The following is an 18,999-nucleotide window of genomic DNA, read 5'->3' as shown; positions in this document are numbered from 1 at the left end:
CCTGAAGCCTCAACGAAGCTCGTGTTCGCATAGTAGCCATACTCGACAGTAGACATGCATCGGTGGCCTCTAGGTCACCCATTGAGCCTAACAATTGGTCGCTCGTCGAACTCTCTGTTACTCCTTCTGTGCCACAGGAGTCGCACCCGGGTGACCGGGGGCTCCGGGCCGGCCGTGAGAACCCGGTCGGACGCCGGTCGGTGGTCCCCGGAGGCTCGACGAGCGACGGGTCCCCGGACGGTTCCGTGCGGGCCTTGCGAGTGATCAGAGGTCCCACCCATGTGACGACGACGCCGCGATCGCAATGACGCATTATCACTGTGCGTCCCGGGTCACTCGCCGGCTCACCAGGGTCGCGGGTTCGGAGGGGTGATGTGCGCGTCGCTGGAGGGGACGGGGAACTCCACGGCGCCCCCGGCCGGGGGAGCGGGCTCTCCGCGCGTCTTCGGTGCCGCCGTCGTGGTCGCGCTCGTCCTGTTCGCGACCGGGGCGATCCTGCTCACGGTGAGTTGGACCGATGCCCGGGAGAAGTTGCTGGTCAGCAACTGGTTGTTCCTGGTGAGCGGGTCGGCCGCGGCCGTGTGCTGCCTGTACACCGCGTCCAGGACCACGGGAGCCCTGCGCCGGGCATGGTGCCTCTTCGCCGCCATGGGCGCGGCATGGACGATCGGCAACGTCGTCTGGTTCGTGCAGAGCCTCGAACCCGTGAAGCCGTTCCCCACCGTCAGCGACCTGTTCTTCGTGGCCGCACTCGTCCTGGCCGCCGCGGGCCTGCTGCGCTTCCCGGCCGGGAGCCGGGTCAAGAACGACCGCGTGCGTCTGCTCCTGGACGGCCTCCTGATCGGGTGCTCGCTGCTGTACCTGAGCAATGTCCTGGTCCTCCAGGAATTGTTCGCCCGCCTCGGGCCGGAGCTCGGCGCCCTCCTGCTCAGCGTCTATCCGCTGGGCGACGTCCTGCTGGCCAGTCTTGCTCTGCTGCTCCTGACCAGGAGCCCCAGTCGTCGGCGGGCGGACCTGGTGCTCCTGGCCTGCGGACTCCTGGTGTACGCGGTCGAGGACACGGCCTATGCCCTCCTGCAGGCCCGCTCCGACTTCCACACCGGGACACCGTTCGACCTGGGGTGGATCGGGGGCTACCTGCTGATCGCCCTCGCCGCCCTGACGTTCTCGGCGCGTGCACCGGGCACGGGCGCCCTGCGCGCGGCGGCCGACAGCCGGCTGGGCGACGTCCTGGTGAACCTCGTCGTGGGCCTCGCGGTGGTCACCGGCGTCTGGGTGGGCATCCGGCACTGGCTCGACGTCGTGCTCGGCGTGGTCCTGCTGGTGGTCTTCGGTACGCGCCAGGGTGTGCTCTTCGGCGACAACCTCGCGTTGCGGCGCAGTCTCGCGCACCTGGCCGAGACCGACCCCCTGACGGGCCTGGCGAATCGCCGCCGGCTGGAGCGCGATCTCGACCGCCTGCTGCTCCTCGCGGCGCGCCACCGGACGCCGCTGTCGTTCTCGGTGGTGGACCTCGACCACTTCAAGGAGATCAACGACCGCCACGGCCACGCGGTCGGCGACCAGACCCTGTGCCGGGTGGCTGTCCACCTGCAGGAGTCGTTCCGCGGGGAGGACGCGATCGCTCGGATCGGCGGCGAGGAGTTCGTGGTGGCGATGTTCGGGATGGGCCGCGAGGACGCGGTCGCCCGTCTGGCCGGCGTGCTCCGCGCTCTGGCGGCGGTCCCGCACGAGGTGGACGGGCACCGGGTGGCCATCGCGGCCAGCGCCGGCGTGGCCGAGCAGGGTCGCGACGGCACGGGCTTCGAGGACCTCTACCGTGCCGCCGACGACGCCCTCCGGGTCGCGAAGGTCAGCGGCCGCGGACGCGTCCTCCCGGCCGGGGCCGCTCCGCCGGTGGCGCCCGGGCCGGACCTCGCCCCGGACCCGGTCGTCGAGGACGGCCCGGTGGAGCGCTCGCCCGCCTAGTCCGAACAGACGCAGATGTTCAAACAGGTGACGCAAACACATCAGATCGCGCACGCGCAGTGAGCGGTGCTCGGCTCCAGATACCGTCGGAGTGAGGTTCACCTGCGCGGCGGTACCAGTCCGCGACTCTCGGTGTGCGGCCATCGCCCGGCACACCGTAGGGTGCGGCCCCGTGGAGCGGAGTCTGGGCGAGATCGTCCGAGAGGCGATGCTTCGACGCGGGGTGAACATCAAGCAGCTCGCGCGCCTGACCGCGGACCTCGGCGACCCGGTCTCCGAGGGCACCGTCCACAACGTGCTCAAGAGCCGGGTCTCGCACTCGCGCTACGACACGATCAGACCGCTGTGCGCGGCGCTGGACCTGGACTACAACACGGTGCTCGCCGAGATCAACCGCCCGGCCCACCGGGTGCGCGCGCTGCCGGACGACTTCCACCACCTCACCGACGACCAGTGGCGGGCGGTGGTGGAGTTGGCGAAGCAGTTCCGCATCGCGAACGAGGGCCGCCAGCGGACCGTCGACCCCCCGGACGGCGGGCGCACGACGACGGACAACGCCTCGGAGAGCTGAGGGCGGGCCGCGGTCATCCGCCGAGCGCGGCGCGCAGGGCCATCAGGTGCTCGGCGAGCGAGCCGAGGTCGTCCGCGCTCAGCGCGATCTCGCCCGGGTGCTCGGGGTTGTCGACCTCCAGGACCACGGCCGGGGTCTCCTCGCTGCCGTCCTCGTACCGGACGCGGCGCAGCCATCCGGTCACGACGACACCCGACAGGTAGGTCGATCGCCAGGCGAGGAGGCGAGAGTGGTGCTCGACGCCGCCCAGGTCGCCGGGCGCGTCGAACTGGCACCACGTCGGGTGCGACGGGTCCGTCGCGTCCCGGCCCGGGACCCGAGCAGCGGCCACCGCTTGACCGTCGTCCACCCGTGGCCTCCTGCTCCCGGCCGTGACAGATCCGTTACTGCACGTGCTGTTCACTGGGACATTCGCCACGGCGGCCGTTCCCGTTACTCGGTCGGCGTGGTCGAATTCGGGGAAGTGATTCAAGGAGCGGAAAGACATCACATCTGGCTGACCTTGGACCGAAAGAGCTAATCGGCTGCTCTTTCGGCTTACGTTCGGTCGGTGATGCGAGCGGTCAGTGGCGTCGAGGCGAGCGATACCGGCCCCGCGCGCGCGTCGTCCGCGCAGGTGTCCGAGCAGCGGCCGCCCCCGCCCGCTGTCCCGCACGGACCGGCGCCGTCGCCCCGGACCACCGGGCTGTGGTCCTCACACGGCTTCTGGGCCTGGATGATCGTCCTGCCGGTCGACGCCGTGGCCCTGATGTCGCCCGTGGTCACGGACCCGCGCTACGTCGGCGCCCTCCTGCTGATGACCGGACTGGTCCTGTGGCTCTGCTTCAGCGGTGGGCGCCACCGGGCCAAGCTCCACCTCAGTGTGCTCGACGAGCTCCCGTACCTCCTGGTCCGCCTCCTCGCCGTCATCGCGGTGGTGGGGACCGCCCTCTCGCTGTTCCACCCCTGGTCCGACGCCGCGGTCCCGACGACCGATGTCGGCACCGATTTCCTCCGACTCGCCGTGCCTGCCGTCGCGTTCTTCCTCGTGGGGCGCTTCGTGAGCACGGCGATCGTCCTCTCGGCACGTCGTCGCCTCCTCATCGCCCGTCGTACTGTGATCGTCGGCGGGGGCACGACCGCCGCCGACCTCGCGACCCTGATCGGGCGGTACCCGCGCTACGGACTCGAGGTCGTCGGGTTCGTCGACGACGGTGCCCGGTGCCAGGCCTCGTCGGTCGCGCGGCACCTCGGAGCGGTGTCGTGCCTCGGGCCCCTCGTGGCCGTGTACGGCGCGAAGGTCCTGATCATCGCGGACGGGAGCGTCGACGAGGACGAGCTCCAGGCCATCGTCCGCACCCCCGCCTGCGGGTCCTGCGACCTGCTCGTCGTCCCCCGGATGCACGCTTTCCAGACCCGGTTCGGGGAGGCCGACCACATCGGCTCCATCTCGATCATGCGTATCCGGAAGGTGTATCTCTCCGGGCTCGCGTGGACCGCGAAGCGGGTCATCGGCCTGCTCCTCGCCCTGCTCGGGCTGGTCCTGCTCTCCCCGGTGCTCGCGGCCTGCGCCCTGGCCGTCCGGATCGACGGCGGCCCCGGGGTGATCTTCCACCAGCAGCGGGTCGGCCGGGACGGGCGACTCTTCGAGTGCCTGAAGTTCCGTTCGATGAGGCCGGCGACCCCGGCGGAAGCGGCCACGCAGTGGTCCATCGCCCAGGACGACCGGATGAGTCCGCTCGGCCGGTTCCTCCGCCGCAGCTCGCTCGACGAGCTGCCGCAGCTGTGGAACGTGCTGCGCGGCGACATGGCGCTGGTCGGGCCACGTCCCGAGCGACCGCACTTCGTCGAGAAGTTCTCCGAGCAGTACGGCAGCTACGCCCAGCGCCACCGCGTCCGCGTCGGACTCACCGGGCTCGCCCAGGTCAGCGGCCTGCGAGGCGACACCCCGATCGACGACCGCGCCCGCTTCGACAACTACTACATCGAGAACTGGTCGATCTGGCTCGACGTCAAGGTCCTGCTCCGGACCGGGGGAGAGGTGCTCCGTGGCGGAGGCCGGTAGGTCGGTGCCGCGGGCAGGGGGGCGGGTCACGTGACGGTGCTCGACTACGCCCGGATCCTCCGTGAGCGACTGGTCGTCGTCGCGTCGGGGCTCGTCGTGGGGCTGGGCGCTGCCCTGCTGGTCGTGCTGCTGGTGCCGCCGACCTACAGCGCGACGATCTCCATGTACGTCTCGGCGCAGACCGACCAGAACGCCACCGACGCCTACGAGGGCGCGCAGCTCTCCCAGGCCCGCATCATCTCCTACGTCGAGCTGGTGACCCGTCCGCGGATCACCAGGGCGGTGATCGGTGACCTGGGCCTGCGGACGTCCCCCGCCGCACTGGCCGAGCAGCTCTCGGCGTCCAGCGAGCAGGACTCGGTGCTGCTCGACGTCACCGCCGCCACCGGGGACCCGCAGGAGTCGGTGGCCGTGGTCAACGCCGTCGGGCGGGTGTTCCCGGCCGCCGTCGACGAGCTGGAGCGGCCGCTGCGCGCCGGCGCGACGCCGCCGGTGACGGTGCGCGTGGTCCAGCCCGCGGACACCGCGGAGCGCACGAGCCCCACCTGGCCGGTCGTGGTCGCCTTCGGCCTGCTCGCCGGTCTGGTCACCGGAGCAGCCTTGGCGCTGTTGCGCCACGCGACCGACACCTCGGTGCGCTCGACGCGCGCGCTCGCCGGAGCCGTCGACCTTCCGCTCCTGGCCACCACGTTCGTCGAGCGGTCCGCGCCCACGGGCGTCGTGCCGACCCGGGACCTGCCGTCCTCACCGACGGCCGAGGCCGTTCGGCGGCTGCTCACCAACCTGCAGTACCTCGACGTCGACGACCCGCCCCGGGTGCTGGCCGTGGCCAGTTCGGTACCGGCGGAGGGCAAGACGACGGTGGCCTGCGACCTCGCCGTCGCACTCGCCGCCGGCGGTGACGAGGTGTTACTCGTCGAGGCCGACCTGCGACGGCCCGGCATCGCCGATCGGCTCGGCCTCGAGCGGACCGTCGGTCTCACCACGGTGCTGGCGGGGCGGGTCGACCTCGCCGACGCGGTCCAGCGCACCGTCCACGGAGCTGCGGTCCTGACCAGCGGGCCGCTCGTGCCGACCCCGGGCGAGCTGCTCGCCTCCCACCGGATGCAGGTCGTGCTCGCCGAGGCACGCGCCCGGTACCACCACGTCGTCCTCGACACCGCACCCCTGCTCACCGTCAGTGACGCGGCGGCGGTGGTGCCCCTGGTCGACGGGGTCCTGCTGCTCTGTCGGTGGGGCAGCACCTCGGGCACGAGGCTCGCCCAGTCGGCGGGGATCCTGCGTGCCGTGTCGGCGCGGGCGCTCGGCGTCGTCCTCACGCTGGCGCCGGCCCGCGAGGCCCCGGCCGACCGGGGCGGCTACGGCGACCTCCCCGCCGCGGCCGAGGTGCCGGACCTCCCGGCCGCCGCTCCGGGACTGCACGCCTCTCCTGGACCGTCCCCCGGGGTGCGGCGCGCTGCCGGCGTGGGCGCGCCCCTCCACGATCGGAAGCCGTCGCATGGTCGTTGACACGCAGACCCGACCCTTCGCGCCCGCTCCGGCGCCTGCCGGCGAGCTGCCCGGACGGGGAGTGCTGGTGCACGAGTGGCTGGCGCGCACCGGCGGCTCGGAGCGGGTCTTCGACCATATCGTCGCCGACTTCCCCGGCGCCGACGTGCTCAGCCTCTGGGACGACAGCGGCGGTGGCGGGCGCTACCCCGGCCGCACCACCCGCGAGACGTGGCTCGCGCGCACCCCGCTGCGCCACCACAAGGAGCTCGCCCTGCCGCTCATGCCCCTGGCCTGGGCCCACCAGATGCGAGGGGCCTACGACTGGGCGGTGGTGAGCTCGCACAGCTTCGCGCACCACGTCCGCTTCTCCTGCTCACCCGGGATGCGGAAGGTGCTCTACGTCCACACTCCCGCCCGCTACGTCTGGGAACCCGACCTCGACGCCCGCGGCGGCGGGCACGCGGCCCGCGCGGCCGGCCCGCTGCTCCGGGCGATCGACCGCCGCAAGGCCGCCGAGGCGCACACCCTCATCGCCAACAGCCACTACGTGGCGCGGCGGATCGAGCGCACGTGGAGCCGGACGGCGCAGGTCATCCACCCACCGGTCGAGGTCGCGGCCCTCGCCGCGGTCGGCGACTGGCGCGTCCACCTCGACGGCCCCGAGACCGCACGGGTGCGGGACCTCCCGGCGACCTACGTGCTCGGTGCGTCGCGCTTCGTCCGCTACAAGCGCCTCGACCTCGTCATCAGGGCGGGCGAAGCCGCCGGTCTGCCCGTCGTGCTGGCCGGTGGCGGTCCCGAGGAGGCCCGGCTGCGCGGCCTCGCCGCCGGCGCCCGGGTACCGGTGCACATCGTCACCGATCCCTCGGACGCGCTGCTCTACACCCTCTACCAGCGCGCCCTGGTCTTCGTCTTCCCGTCGGTCGAGGACTTCGGGATCATGCCGGTCGAGGCGATGGCCTGCGGCACCCCAGTGGTGGTCAACGTCGAGGGCGGGGCCCGGGAGACGCTGGCCGGACGCCCCGTGGGCGCGATCGTCGATCCGGCCTCCGCGGCCTCGTTGCGCTCCGGGGTGGAGACGGCGAGCGCCTGCTCCCGGTCGTCGGTGGCCGAGCACGCCCGGCGGTTCGACGCGCCGCTGTTCGACCAGGCCCTGACCGCCGCGGTGGTCAGGGCCGTCCGTGGTCCGTGATGCTGCTGCGTCGCGTCCTGCACCCGGCCGTGCTCCTGCTCGCCCCCGTCGCGGCGAGTCTCGTGGCCTGGTCGGTGCCCGGCTCGTCGACCGCGCTGCGAGGATTCGCCCGCCGCTCCGAGCTCGCGCCCGGCGGCCTGGGCGTGCTCGTGGCCTGGTACCTGCTGTGCGCGACCGTCCTGGTGCTCGGCCACCGCCTCGGGGCGGCGACGGCCCCACTGGCCTCGCTCGCCCGCTACGAGAGCGACCCGGCCCTCGAACGGCGACTCTTCCGTCTGTTGTGGGGCCTCGCGACCCTCGGCGTCGGCTACTCGCTGGCGCGCGCGGCCGCCACCGTGGACGTGCTGGGGGCGCTGGGGGGCGGCACGGGCAACGACCTGACGGCGGCACTCGGGGGCGAGGCCGGGGTCGCGACGCTGCGCTACGCCGCCGCCGTCGCGCTCCCGGTGGGGGTGCACCTGTGGCGACGTCGGGTCCTCCGGCTGCCCGAAGTCGTGTGGAGCGCCCTCCTGCTCGCGGTCGACGCCCTGTTCGCCTCGCGCCTCGCGCTCCTCATGGCGGTCGTCGTCTTCGCCTTCCTCCACCGGGCCCGCCATCCCGACGCGCGCGTGCCCGTACGGGCGGTGGCGGTCACCGTCGTGGTGCTCCTCGCCGCGCTGACCCTGCTCAACTCGCTGCGCAACGAGAACTACTACCGCGCGCACGGGGTCGACAGCTCGCTCGGCGCCAGCGCCTACCAGCTGCTGACCTACGTCGGCAGCCCGTTCCAGGTCTCGCTCGGGGTGGCCGACGCGATCGCGTCCGGCCGCTATCCCGACCAGTACCCCGCCTCCCACGCGGCGGCGCTGTGGGTGCCGACCTTCCTCCGTGATCCTGCGGCCACCGAGCAGTCCCCCGACGACGACGCCGCCCGGCGCGCGCAGGAGACCGGCTTCTCGTTCTCGACCTCGTCGCTGCCCCGCGGCGGGCAGCGGTACGCCGCGACGGTCGACGTCGCCGATTCCCTCACCACCAACTCCGCGGTCGCCGACGTCCTGTCCGACTACGGCTACTGGGGCCTGTTCGGCCTCGCCCTCACCAGCGGCGTCGTCGGACTGCTCCTCGGCCACCTCGGGCAGTACCGATCGGTGGCGGCCGCGGGCGCGGGGGTCGTGGGGTACGGCGTCGCCGAGCTCTGGCGCACCTATCTCTTCAGCCAGGGGATCCTCGTGTTCCTGCTGGTGGCCGTGCTCGGGGGCGCCCTCGTGCTGTCGATCCTCGCCGGCACCCGGCCGGCGCCCGACCGGAGCGCGGCGGCGTCGTGATCTACGTCGACGACCGCAGTGCCGGCGCCCACGGCATCGCGCGGTTCTCGCGCGAGGTGGTGTCCCGGCTGCCCGCCGGCGTGCGACGGCTGCCGGTGCGGGGGTCGGCCACGGCCCCCTTCGACTGTGTGCGGCCCGGCCGGTGGCGTCCGTCGTCCCGGGACGTCGTCTACGTGCCGGGCCCGAACGCAGGCGTGTCGCGGGCCGTCCAGCTCCTGACCGTGCACGACCTCATCCACCTGCACGAGGGCTCGCGGCTGAAGACCCTCTACTACGAGCGCGTGGTGGCGCCGAGGATCCTGCGCGCCGGGAAGGTCCTCACGGTCTCCGAGACCTCACGCGCGGCCATCTCGGACTGGCTGGGTCGGCGGGCGGGCCACGTCGAGGTCGACGTGGTCGGCAACGGCTGCTCCGCGGCCTTCACGCCCTCCGACGACGCCGAGGTGTTCGCCCGCGCGACCGTCGTCCTGGTCAGCAACGCGAAGGCCCACAAGAACGTCGAGGTCGTGTTCGCTGCCCTCGCCCGCTGCCCGGACCTCGGTCTGGTCGTCGTCGGACCGTCCCCGACCCAGATGCGGCGCTCGGCCGTCGGCGCGGGCGTCGCCGAGCGGGTGGAGGTGCGTACCGGCCTCACCGACCACCAGCTCGCCCGGCTCTACCGCGGCGCGGCCGGCCTGGTCATGCCGTCGCGGGAGGAGGGCTTCGGGCTGCCGGCCCTCGAGGCGATGTCGTGCGGCACCCGGGTGGTCCACTGGGCCCACTGCGTCTCGGTCGCCGAGATCGCCGCCGGGGAGGGCGTCGCCGTCGAAGCGGTCGCGGACGCCGAGGAGTGGGCGGTGGCCATGGAGAAGGTGGTCGCGGACCGTTCGCCGCTGCGCATGCCCGCGGCGTGGACGAGGACCCACGACTGGGACACCGTCGGCGCGCGGGTGCGACGGGCGCTCGACGAGCTCACGTGAGGGGAGCCCTCGCGCGCCTCCTGCTCGCCCAGGCGGTGGGCCAACTCTGTCTCGTGGTGGCGGTCGTGGCGCTCGCCCGCCTGCTCGCGCCGGCCGAGATGGGGCTGTTCCAGGTGGGCGCCGCGATCAGCGTGGTCCTCCAGCCCGCCGCCACCCTCTGCCTCGAGTTCCGGATCCCGGTGGCTCGCTCGCCCGGCGAGGTGGCGGGCCTGCGGCGGGTCGGCCTCGTGGCGCTGGCCGTCGTGGTGGTGCTCGTGCTCGGGGTGGCCGCGGTCGCCGGGCTGCTCGGGAGCAGGGGGGTGGCCACGGTGTCGCTGTCGGCGGCGATCCTGCTGCTCGCCTACGGGGGGACGGTGCTCGACAACGCCGTCCTCATCCACGGCGGGCGCCGCTCGGCGCTCGCGGTGCGCAATCTGCTCGGCGGCCTGCTGGGGGCGGCCCTGCAGGTGGGCGGCGCGCTGCTGACCGGCTCCGCGGTGGTGATCGCGCTGGGGGTGCTGCTCGGGCGCCTGCTGGCGATCGCCCTCACCTGGACCCCGGTGTCGGCTCCGCCGCCGGGCCGGTCGTCCCTCTCGCTCCGCGGTTCGTTGCTCTCCGTCGGATCACAGTCGATCTGGGTGCTCTCGATGCAGACCCTGACGCTGCTGACGACACCGCTCTTCGGGGTGGTGGCCGCGGGGTACGTCGGCGTCGCACAACGCGTCGCCGGTGCGCCGACCAGCCTGCTCGGGCAGGCGCTGGGGCAGGTGTCGCAGAGTCTGCTGGCCCCGCACGTCCGCGAGCCGCACGGCGCCCTCCGTCGGACGATGCTGCGGCAGATGGCGGTGCTGGGATCGCTCTCGTCGCTGCTGGCCGTGGCCCTGATCGTGCTCGCACCCCGGGGTGCGGCGTGGGTGCTCGGCGCGGACTACGCGACCGTCGGCGTGGTGGCCGCGATCCTCGCGGTTCCGTTCGCCCTGCAGATCACCGCCGCTCCGCTCGCCCCGTTCCTGATCATGGTCGACCGCCAGGCCGTGCTCTTCCGGCTGCAGGTGGTGCGGGCCGGGGTCGCGCTGTCCGCCGTCGTGGGCACGGCGCTGCTCACCGGCGACTTCCTCCTGACGTGTCTGGCCTATGCCATTGGCGAGAGCGCCTGCTACGTCGCGTGCCTGGTGGGGGTGCTCCGCGAGGCGAGCCGCCACGACGCGGTACCGGTGCGCGGCTGATCGCTCCGCGCGGGCCTGGAGTTCATCACCCTGCGGCGCGAGTCGGGGCCGCGCTCCCGCCCCGGGAGGGGCTCCACCTCGGAATGAATAGGCCGATGGAAGTGGTCGCCACCCGACACCGTGGTCACGCAGTGGAGCATTCTGTCGTCCGGGCCGCCGACCCCACGGACCCGTGTGCGAAGAAGGCGTTGGAAGGCAACCTGTTCGGACTAGTGCAGTAGCAGGGTGTCACCGCCATGCTGGACGATCCGGCGCGAGGTCACGATGGTCGACGACGCAGGTGGCGGCCGTGCCGGCGCAGCGGAGACCCGACCGCACCGCCGCGTGGTGCCGGGTCGGACCGAGTGGAGGGACCACCGTGGACGACGAGACGTTCGAGCCACCCAACGAGGGCACGTGGGAGCTGGACACCACCCACAACAGCAGGCCGATCACGTGGTTCACGCGGTCCCCGCTCGTGTCCGGTTTCCCGCGCGGGTTCGCCGAGGGGTTGGCGCGCTACGGGCTGCTGCTCGGCCGCTACGACGTCGCGGTGATCGGCGGGTTCATGTACGCGCAGCGTCTCCCGTACGGCTTCCGCGGGTCGGCGACTCCTGAGCAGATGCGTGCGCGGATCGCGACGTCGGATCGGGCGTTCACCGAGCGGTTCTGGCGGGAGGACCTCACCCACTGGGACGAGGTCGTCAAGCCCGACGCGGTCGCCGCCCACCTGGCCGTGCAGGGGGTCGATCCGACGGAGCTGTCGGACGAGGAACTGGCCGCACACGTCGGGCGGTGCCAGGACCACCTCGAGGCGATGATCGAACTGCACCACCGCTACAGCGCGCCCTCGCTGATGGCGACCGGGGACTTCCTCGCCGGTGCCCTGGAGTGGACGGGTGCGACGGCCGGGGAACTGATGGGGCTGCTGCGCGGTACCTCGGCCATCTCCGCCGGATTCGCCACCGCCGAGCTGGACGCGCTGGCCGACGCCGTCGCCGCCTCCGAGAGTGGCCGAGCGGTCCTCGCGTCGCCCGACGACCCGGCGGCGGTGCTGCACGCCCTCACCGCCGACCCCGACGCCGGTCCGGCCGCGCAGGCGTATCTCGACGCCGTTCGCTACCGGTCGATCGGCTACGACGTCGGAGAGCCGTCCGCGGGCGAGTTGCCGGCGATGGTGGTCGGAGCGATCCGGGCGGCCGTCGCGCACCGGAAGTCCGGGCCCGGGGACGACGGGGACGCCGCGTTGACCTCGATCCGCGCGCGGGTGCCCGCCGAGCACCTCGCCGAGTTCGACGATCGTCTGCACGAGGCGCGACTCGTCAACCGGCTCCGCGACGAGCGGGCCAACTACTCCGACGGGTGGGCCGTCGGTCTGGCCCGCCGCGCCCTGCTCGAGACCGGACGCCGCCTCGCCGAGCGCGGCGCGCTCGCCGACCCGGAACACGCCGTCGACGCGGACGCGGCCGAACTCGCGGCGCTGCTGCGCGGTGACGCGGGGCCGAGCAGGGACGAGGTGGCGGCGCGCGTCCGACGGCGCACGACGCTGACCGTGGACGACGCGCCACCAATCATCGGGCCGCCGCCCTCGCCGCCCCCGCCGCCGGAGGCGGTGCCGGAGCCGGCCCGGCGCGGCGCGCTCGCGATGGACGCCGCGATGGCCAACCTGTTCGGAGTCCCCGACACCCCCAACTCCGCGACGGTGCTCCGCGGGCTCGCGGTCAACAGCGGCGTCTACGAAGGGCCGGCCCGGCTGGTCGCGGACGGCACCGACTTCGACCGCGTGCGGCACGGGGACGTCTTGGTCACCCGTGCCACCTCGCCCTACTTCACCGTCGTCCTCCCGCTGCTCGGCGCGATCGTCACCGATCGGGGCGGCCAGCTCAGCCACGCGGCGATCGTGGCGCGGGAGTACGGGATCCCCGGCGTCGTGGGGACCCGCGAGGCCACCCGGCTCATCCCGGACGGTGCCCGTGTGCGGGTGGACGGGACGACCGGCGAGGTGCGGTTGGTGCAGTGAGATCGGCATGGGCCCACTGACCCCGCTCCTCGAGGCCACCGACCCCGCGGCGTTCGGCGGCAAGGCGGCGTCGCTCGCGGTGGCCGCCCGCGCCGGACTTCCCGTGCCGACCGGGTTCGCGTTGTCCGTCGACACGGTCGACGCGGTGGTCCGCGCGGACCCGGACGTCCTCCCGGCGCTGCGCACAGCCTGTGCCGGGGGCAGCCCGCGTGCCGTGCGGTCCAGCGCGGTCGGCGAGGACTCCGGTCTGGCCAGCTTCGCCGGCGCCCACTGCACCGTCCTCGGCGTGTACCGGCCCGACGCCGTCGTCGCGGCCGTGCGCCGCGTGCACGCCTCCGGCGCCGCGCCCGGTGCGCGGGCTTACCGCGGCCGACTCGGTCTCGCCTCGTGCCGGATGGGCATCGTGGTCCAGGAGCTCGTCCCGGCGGATGTGGCCGGGGTGCTCTTCACCCGCAACCCCGTCACCGGTGCCGCGGAGCGGGTGATCGAGGCGAGCTGGGGCCTGGGTGAGGCCGTCGTCGCGGGTCTGGTCGTCCCGGACCGGTACCGGCTCGACGCCCGGGGCCACGTGATCGAACGGTCGTCCGGCGAGAAGGACGTCGCCGTGCGCGCCGGTCCGGGCGGGACCGAGGAGGTCGCGGTGGCCGGACCGGCCGTGCACACGCCCTGCCTCGACGACGCGCAGCTCGCCGCGCTCCACGCCCTCGCCGAGGCGTGCGACTCCGTCTACGGCACCGGCGACCACGACATCGAGTTCGCCTTCACCGGGGGCGCGGTCTCCCTCCTGCAGCGACGACCGATCACCGGTGGCTGAGCCCGGGTCGCGGCGCGCTCTGGGGGCGGCCCTGCTCGCCTCCTCGTTGCTGCCGCTCAACTCCACCATGATCGCGGTGGCACTGCCCGACATCGCGCGCGAGTTCGCCCGGGCACCAGGGACGGCGGCGCAGGCCGTCGTGGCGAGCTACCTCGTGGCCGCGATCGTGCTCCAGAGCCCCGGCGGCAAGCTCGGCGACCGCCTGGGCCATTGGCGGGTCCTCGCCCTCGGCGAGGTGCTGATGGTCATCGGTGCCGTGCTCGGAATGGTGGCCTGGACGCTGGGCGTGCTCGCCGTGGCCCGCGTGCTGATGGCCGCAGGCGGCGCCGCGATCGTGCCGGCCACCGTGGCCCTGTTGCGGATCGAGGTCCCGCCGCCGCGCCGCGGTCGGGCCTTCGGCATGTTCGGGGCGGTGATGTCGCTGGCGGCGGGCATCGGCCCGGTGGTCGGCGGCGAACTCGTCCGCGTCCTCGGCTGGCCCAGCATCTTCGCGGTCAACCTCCCGCTGATCGGTCTCGCGGCACTGCTGGCGGCAGGTCGCAGGCGGCCGGCCGAATCGCACGGCCACCCTCGGTTCGACCTGGTCGGCGCGGTCCTGCTCACGGCGACACTGATCGCGCTCGTCCTGGGCATGGAGACCCGCGGGGTGATCGCTGCGGTCCTCCTCGCCACGTGTGCCTCGCTGCTCGCGCTGTTCGTGTGGTGGGAGCGCCGGGTCGAGGACCCGGTCGTGGCCTTCGCGCTGTTCGGCTCGCTACCGTTCACCGCCGGGTCGCTGCTCGTGGCCCTCCAGAACCTCGTGATGTACACGCTGTTGTTCGAACTACCGCAGGTGCTCGACGCGCTGCTCGCCGTCGACGCCGCGGCCACCGGGCGGCTCCTCGTCGCGATGACGGCCGCGATGGTCCTCGCCGCCCCGGTGGCCGGACGGCTCAGCGACCGCATCGGGGCGCGACCGGTCGCAGTGGGCGGGACCATGTCCTGCCTCGTCGCGGTGGGCCTTCTCGCCGCGGACGATCTGTCGTCGCCGGGGTCGCTGGTCCTGCCGCTCGCGCTGCTCGGTGCCGGGGTCGGACTGGCGACACCCGCGGCGCAGAGCGCGTCGCTCACCGCCGTTCCGCGTGAGCGCAGTGGCGCCGCCGCGGGCATCGGTTCGACCATGCGCTATCTCGGCGGCGTCGTCGGGGTCGCCCTCCTCGGACGTCTGGTCGACGTCGCCGGCGACCGGCCCACGGTTCTCGGCGAGCACCGCGTCGTCCTCGTCGTCTTCGCCGCAGCGCTGGTCGCCGGCCTCGCCTGCGCGATCGCCCTCCCCGGACGGTTCGTCGAGCGCGAGCCGAACCTGGTGCCCGGCGGCTCATGAGTCGCGTCCACCGGAAGGCACCCCGCCGACCATGCGACGGAGGACCCCGCTCGAGACGCTTCGGTCGCGGCGTGGCTCAGAAGGCGAACGCCTCCTCGTGCGGCTGTCGGCGCGGCAGCCCCGCGTCGTGCAGCGCGGCGCGGACGGCGAGGGACAGGCCGGGGGAGGCGCAGCGGCCGATCCGTCGTCCGCCACCGTGATCGCGGTGCGTGAAGTCGATGCGTGATCCACGCCGTAGTTCGGTAAGAGTGGCGGCGCCCGCCGGGCTCCTTACCGGACTCCGACCTTCACCATGTCCTCTCGTTACCCCAGGACTCCAAGGTGATCCACATCCTGCCCCCACCTGATCGTGGTTCCCGCTCGTCCGAGACCCTCGTCGTCCCTGCCTTCGACGGAAGGACCCCATGTCGTCGACGTCCCCACCGACGTCCCTGCCCACGGGGCTGTCCGAGCAGGAGGCACGCGAGCTCACCCGGCGGGGGAGGGCGAACACCCCGGTGTCGGGGTCGTCCAGGACCACCGGTCGCATCCTGCGCACCACGGTGTTCTCGTTCTACAACAACACGCTGTTCGCGATCGGGATCGCGCTGCTGGTGCTCGGCCGGTACAGCGACGCGCTGGTCAGCGTCGGGCTCGGCATCATCAACGCCGCGCTCGCCGCGTTCCAGGAGCTGCGCGCCAAGCGCCAGCTCGACCGGCTCCAGCTGCTGGCCCGGGAGCCGGTGACGGTGATCCGCGACGACGCCGACCGGCAGGTGATGCCCGCCGACGTGGTCGAGGGCGACGTGGTGCGCGTGCGGCGCGGTGACCAGATCGTGGTCGACGGGCCGCTGATGGCGGTGACCGGTGGCGGGGACCGGCCGACCCTGGAGGCCGACGAGTCGCTGCTGACCGGCGAGTCCGACCCGGTCCGCAAGACGGTGGGAGACCGGCTGCTCTCGGGCAGTTCGTGCTCCGGGGGCGAGGGGCTGCAGCGGGCCGAGGCGGTGGGCGCGGAGAGCCACGCGGGTCGGCTCACGCTCGCGGCGCGGGCCGACACGACCGGGCTCACCCCGCTGCAGTCCCGGATCGAGCTCGTGGTGCGGCTGCTGATCCTGCTCGTGGTGCTGATGAGCGGGGCGATCCTGGCGCAGGCCCTGCTCGAGGGCTCCACGGTGCTGCGGTTCGTGCAGACCTCCGCGGTGCTCTCGGGCCTGGTGCCCTACGGGCTGTTCTTCCTCATTGCGGTGGCCTACGCGGTGGGCGCGGCCCGGATCGCGGGTCGCGGCGCCCTGGTGCAGCAGGTCAACGCGGTCGAGGCCGTCAGCCGGGTCGACGTGGTGTGCACCGACAAGACCGGCACCCTGACCAGCGGCCGGCTCGCCCTCACCGACCTCGTCCCCGGCCCGGGGGTTCCCGACGACGAGGCCCGCCGCCTGCTGGGGACCTTCGCGCGCTCGGTGTCGGCGACCAACGCCACGACCGCCGCCCTCGCCGCCGACGGGTCGCTGCCTGGCGAGCGGGCGGCCACGACCGACGAGGTGGAGTTCCGCTCGGCGCTGCGCTGGAGCGCGGTCGCGCTCGACGGCGGACCGACACTGGTGCTCGGCGCGCCCAGCGCCCTGCGACCGTCCGCCCCCGACGCCGTGGAGGCCCTCGACGTCGTCCGCCGGGTCCTCACCGACCGCGGGTTGCGGGTACTCCTGCTCGCCACCGCCGACGGGCCGCTGCGCGACGCGGACGACGAGCCCCACCTGCCGCCTCTGCGCATCGTCGCGATGGTGGCCCTGGCCGACGAGCTGCGCGACGGAGTCCGCGAGGTGCTGGCGGGCTTCGCCGCCGACGGGGTCGCCGTGAAGGTGATCTCCGGCGACGACCCTGACACCGTCGCTGCGCTGGCCCGCCGCGCCGGGCTCGACGGCCCGGCGATCGCCGGGCCCGCCCTGGCCGCGCTCTCCGGAGCCGACCTCGACGAGGCCGTCGACACCCACGCCGTGTTCGGTCGCATCGCCCCCGAACAGAAGGAACAGATCGTCGACTCGCTGCGCCGCCGCGACCACCAGGTCGCCATGGTCGGCGACGGCGTCAACGACGCCCGGGCGCTCAAGCGGGCCCATGTCGGGGTCGCCATGCGCTCGGGGAGCTCGGTGACCCGCGACGTCGCCGACATCGTCCTGCTCGACGACTCCTTCGCGACGCTGCCCCCGGCGCGCACCGAGGGCCGGCGCATCATCGCGGGCGTCGGGAACTCGATGTACCTGTTCCTGGCCCGGGTGGCCACGCAGATGCTCGTCATCCTCACCGTGACCCTGCTCGGGCTCGGGTTCCCCTACACCCCCACCCAGGTCGGCCTCACCCTGTTCACCGTCGGGCTGCCGACGTTCTTCCTCACCCTCTGGGCCCGTCCCGACGAGCCGCGCGACGACCTGCTCGTGTCCCTCGCGCGGTTCGTCCTGCCGGTCAGCATCCTGACCGCCGGTTTCGCGACGGCGGTGTACGCCTACCTGTACCGCCAGATCACCATCGGGTTCACCCAGGCGGACTTCCCGGGCGCGATCGCGCTGTTCGAGAAGTACACCGGTGTGCCCGCCTCCGACCCGACGTTCGTCACCGCGTCGGCGACCCTGGGGGCGCAGTCGGGCCTGTCGGTGTTCGTCTCGACCACGGCGATCGTCCTGATCCTGTTCCTCGAGCCGCCGCACCGGCTCTTCACGGCGTGGACCGGGATCAGCCCCGACCGACGACCGCTCTGGCTCGCGCTCGGACTGTTCGCCGCCTTCGCGATCGTGCTGGTCGTGCCCGCGACCCGGACCTACTTCGGTCTCACTGCCCCCGACCCGCCCGTCGTGCAGGTCCCGGCGGTCGCGCTCGTCGGCTGGTTCGTCGCGGTCAGCCTCGCCCTGCGCCACCGGCTCCTCGAGCGCCTCGTCGGGGTCCACCCCGACGTCGACCGAGGAGACGACGAACGTCCGGGCTCCACGACACCCCCACCCTGACGCCGTGGACGGCGGGGCGATCTTCTCGGCCGCGGCGGGGGGTGCGGTTCCTGCAGGGGCAGGGCTGTTCCAGGACCGGACGGGATGTCTTCTGCGAGCGGTGGACTGGCCGAGTGCCGTGTCGCTCACCAGGGGGGAAGGCGGGGGAGCTCGCCCTCGTACCGCAGGCCGGCTCCCACCTGCCCGCGCGCCAGGAACGGCAGCAGGGTCTCGTAGTAGCCCTCGATCCGGGTCGAGCCGTCGCCGACGGTCCACTCCTCGCCTTCGCGGGCGATGATCTGCAGGCCCGGACCCTCGGGATGTCCCTGCAGCCGGTGCACGCACTCCTCGATCGCGTCGAGGACCGCGTCGGGATCGGCCTCGTGCCACTCCCAGGTGGTGCCGAGATCGTCGTGGTGGACGATGACCTCCGTCGTGCGCCGAGCCGGGAGCGAGTAGACATCGATCTCGCCGGAGAGCAGGGTCGGCAGCGTCTCCACCTGCACCCCGTCCTTGAGTGCCCGGACGGCCGCCAGCAGGCGTGCGTCGGCCTGTTGCAGAGCTGCGGCGAGTCCGGCGGCCGACAGCTTCGCGCTCGCCTCGAGGTCGGCGTCGCGCTTCTCCCGCGACTCGTACGCCGGCGTCTCCTGACCGGTCACGGCCCACCGGGCGAGGTTCGCCATGGCGTCAGCGTCGTGCGCCAGATGAGCGATGACGTGCGCGCGGGTCCATCCCTCGCACGCGGTCGGCGCGGCGAGCTCGTCGTCGTCGAGGCTGCTGATGGTCGCCATCGCCATCGCCGACTCGCGCTGCATCACGTTGATGTCACTGGTCAGGGTCTGGCGGCTCTTGGCCACGATGTCCTCGTCAGCTCTCGGGCTCGAGCACGAAGTCGCGGTCGGAGCGCACCTCGTCGCCGTTGCCGGTGGACTGCGGGTCGAGGGTGAGCTCCGGCTTGTCGGCCGAGGCGACGTCGTTGCCCAGGTAGGGGTCGCCGGTGAAGAACAGCTGGGTGGTCAGCGTCCGGTGGCCCGGGGCCGAGACGAGCAGGTGGATGTGCGCGGGGCGCCACGGGCTCCACCCGGCGGCCAGCGTCATCTTCCCGGTCGGGCCGTCGAGCGGGATGGTGTACGGC

The 18,999-nt window shown here is 73.3% G+C and carries 15 protein-coding genes; 12 read left to right on the top strand and 3 right to left on the bottom strand.

The window, feature by feature from the left end:
* Window positions 1–372: 372 nt before the first annotated feature.
* Together AC0CYZ_RS10470 and AC0CYZ_RS10465 are read left to right on the top strand one after the other, a co-directional pair.
* Window positions 373–1,968 (top strand): GGDEF domain-containing protein, encoded by a 1,596-nt coding sequence (locus tag AC0CYZ_RS10470; RefSeq protein WP_472214966.1) that lies wholly within the window; start codon window positions 373–375, stop codon window positions 1,966–1,968.
* A 172-nt stretch (window positions 1,969–2,140) separates the two neighbouring features.
* Complete coding sequence (locus AC0CYZ_RS10465) at window positions 2,141–2,539, top strand: helix-turn-helix domain-containing protein (protein WP_472214964.1); 399 nt, start codon at window positions 2,141–2,143, stop codon at window positions 2,537–2,539.
* Window positions 2,540–2,552: 13 nt separating this feature from the next.
* On the opposite strand, the gene AC0CYZ_RS10460 is transcribed toward AC0CYZ_RS10465, so the two are convergent.
* Window positions 2,553–2,888 carry a hypothetical protein gene (locus AC0CYZ_RS10460; protein ID WP_472214962.1) on the bottom strand — a complete coding sequence of 112 codons (336 nt, stop codon included), beginning with the start codon at window positions 2,886–2,888 and terminating at the stop codon, window positions 2,553–2,555.
* 204 nt (window positions 2,889–3,092) lie between these two features.
* Between AC0CYZ_RS10460 and AC0CYZ_RS10455 the strand changes: the two genes are divergently transcribed.
* From AC0CYZ_RS10455 to AC0CYZ_RS10410, 10 genes are all read left to right on the top strand, one after another.
* On the top strand, window positions 3,093–4,583 hold the full coding sequence (locus tag AC0CYZ_RS10455; protein WP_472214968.1) for a sugar transferase: 1,491 nt from the start codon (window positions 3,093–3,095) through the stop codon (window positions 4,581–4,583).
* A 30-nt stretch (window positions 4,584–4,613) separates the two neighbouring features.
* A complete protein-coding gene (locus AC0CYZ_RS10450) occupies window positions 4,614–6,092 on the top strand; it encodes a tyrosine-protein kinase domain-containing protein (RefSeq protein ID WP_472214960.1) in 1,479 nt (492 codons plus the stop codon).
* Window positions 6,082–7,266 carry a glycosyltransferase gene (locus tag AC0CYZ_RS10445; RefSeq protein WP_472214957.1) on the top strand — a complete coding sequence of 395 codons (1,185 nt, stop codon included), beginning with the start codon at window positions 6,082–6,084 and terminating at the stop codon, window positions 7,264–7,266. Before AC0CYZ_RS10450 ends, AC0CYZ_RS10445 begins: the two co-directional genes overlap by 11 nt.
* Window positions 7,266–8,570 (top strand): hypothetical protein, encoded by a 1,305-nt coding sequence (locus tag AC0CYZ_RS10440; protein WP_472214955.1) that lies wholly within the window; start codon window positions 7,266–7,268, stop codon window positions 8,568–8,570. The genes AC0CYZ_RS10445 and AC0CYZ_RS10440 overlap by 1 nt, the downstream gene beginning before the upstream one ends.
* A complete protein-coding gene (locus AC0CYZ_RS10435) occupies window positions 8,567–9,529 on the top strand; it encodes a glycosyltransferase (protein ID WP_472214953.1) in 963 nt (320 codons plus the stop codon). Before AC0CYZ_RS10440 ends, AC0CYZ_RS10435 begins: the two co-directional genes overlap by 4 nt.
* A complete protein-coding gene (locus AC0CYZ_RS10430; RefSeq protein ID WP_472214951.1) occupies window positions 9,526–10,734 on the top strand; it encodes an oligosaccharide flippase family protein in 1,209 nt (402 codons plus the stop codon). Before AC0CYZ_RS10435 ends, AC0CYZ_RS10430 begins: the two co-directional genes overlap by 4 nt.
* A gap of 358 nt (window positions 10,735–11,092) precedes the next feature.
* Entirely contained in the window at window positions 11,093–12,733 is a 1,641-nt protein-coding gene (locus tag AC0CYZ_RS10425; protein WP_472214949.1) for a PEP-utilizing enzyme, read from the top strand.
* A 7-nt stretch (window positions 12,734–12,740) separates the two neighbouring features.
* Complete coding sequence (locus AC0CYZ_RS10420; protein ID WP_472214947.1) at window positions 12,741–13,547, top strand: PEP/pyruvate-binding domain-containing protein; 807 nt, start codon at window positions 12,741–12,743, stop codon at window positions 13,545–13,547.
* Window positions 13,540–14,910, top strand: a complete 1,371-nt coding sequence (locus tag AC0CYZ_RS10415; protein WP_472214946.1) for an MFS transporter — start codon at window positions 13,540–13,542, stop codon at window positions 14,908–14,910. Before AC0CYZ_RS10420 ends, AC0CYZ_RS10415 begins: the two co-directional genes overlap by 8 nt.
* Window positions 14,911–15,314: 404 nt before the next feature.
* Window positions 15,315–17,885, top strand: a complete 2,571-nt coding sequence (locus tag AC0CYZ_RS10410; RefSeq protein WP_472214943.1) for an HAD-IC family P-type ATPase — start codon at window positions 15,315–15,317, stop codon at window positions 17,883–17,885.
* 125 nt (window positions 17,886–18,010) lie between these two features.
* Here AC0CYZ_RS10410 and AC0CYZ_RS10405 read toward each other — a convergent pair whose 3' ends face one another.
* Together AC0CYZ_RS10405 and AC0CYZ_RS10400 are read right to left on the bottom strand one after the other, a co-directional pair.
* Window positions 18,011–18,721, bottom strand: coding sequence for a maleylpyruvate isomerase family mycothiol-dependent enzyme (locus tag AC0CYZ_RS10405; RefSeq protein WP_472214941.1), 711 nt, complete (start codon window positions 18,719–18,721; stop codon window positions 18,011–18,013).
* 10 nt (window positions 18,722–18,731) lie between these two features.
* On the bottom strand, window positions 18,732–18,999 hold a 268-nt coding region (locus AC0CYZ_RS10400; RefSeq protein ID WP_472214939.1), incomplete at its 5' end, for a dioxygenase family protein.

Source organism: Actinomycetospora sp. (assembly GCF_055612215.1).
The sequence above is the reverse complement of the archived record's forward strand: the minus strand, read 5'-3'. Positions and strand labels throughout refer to the sequence as shown.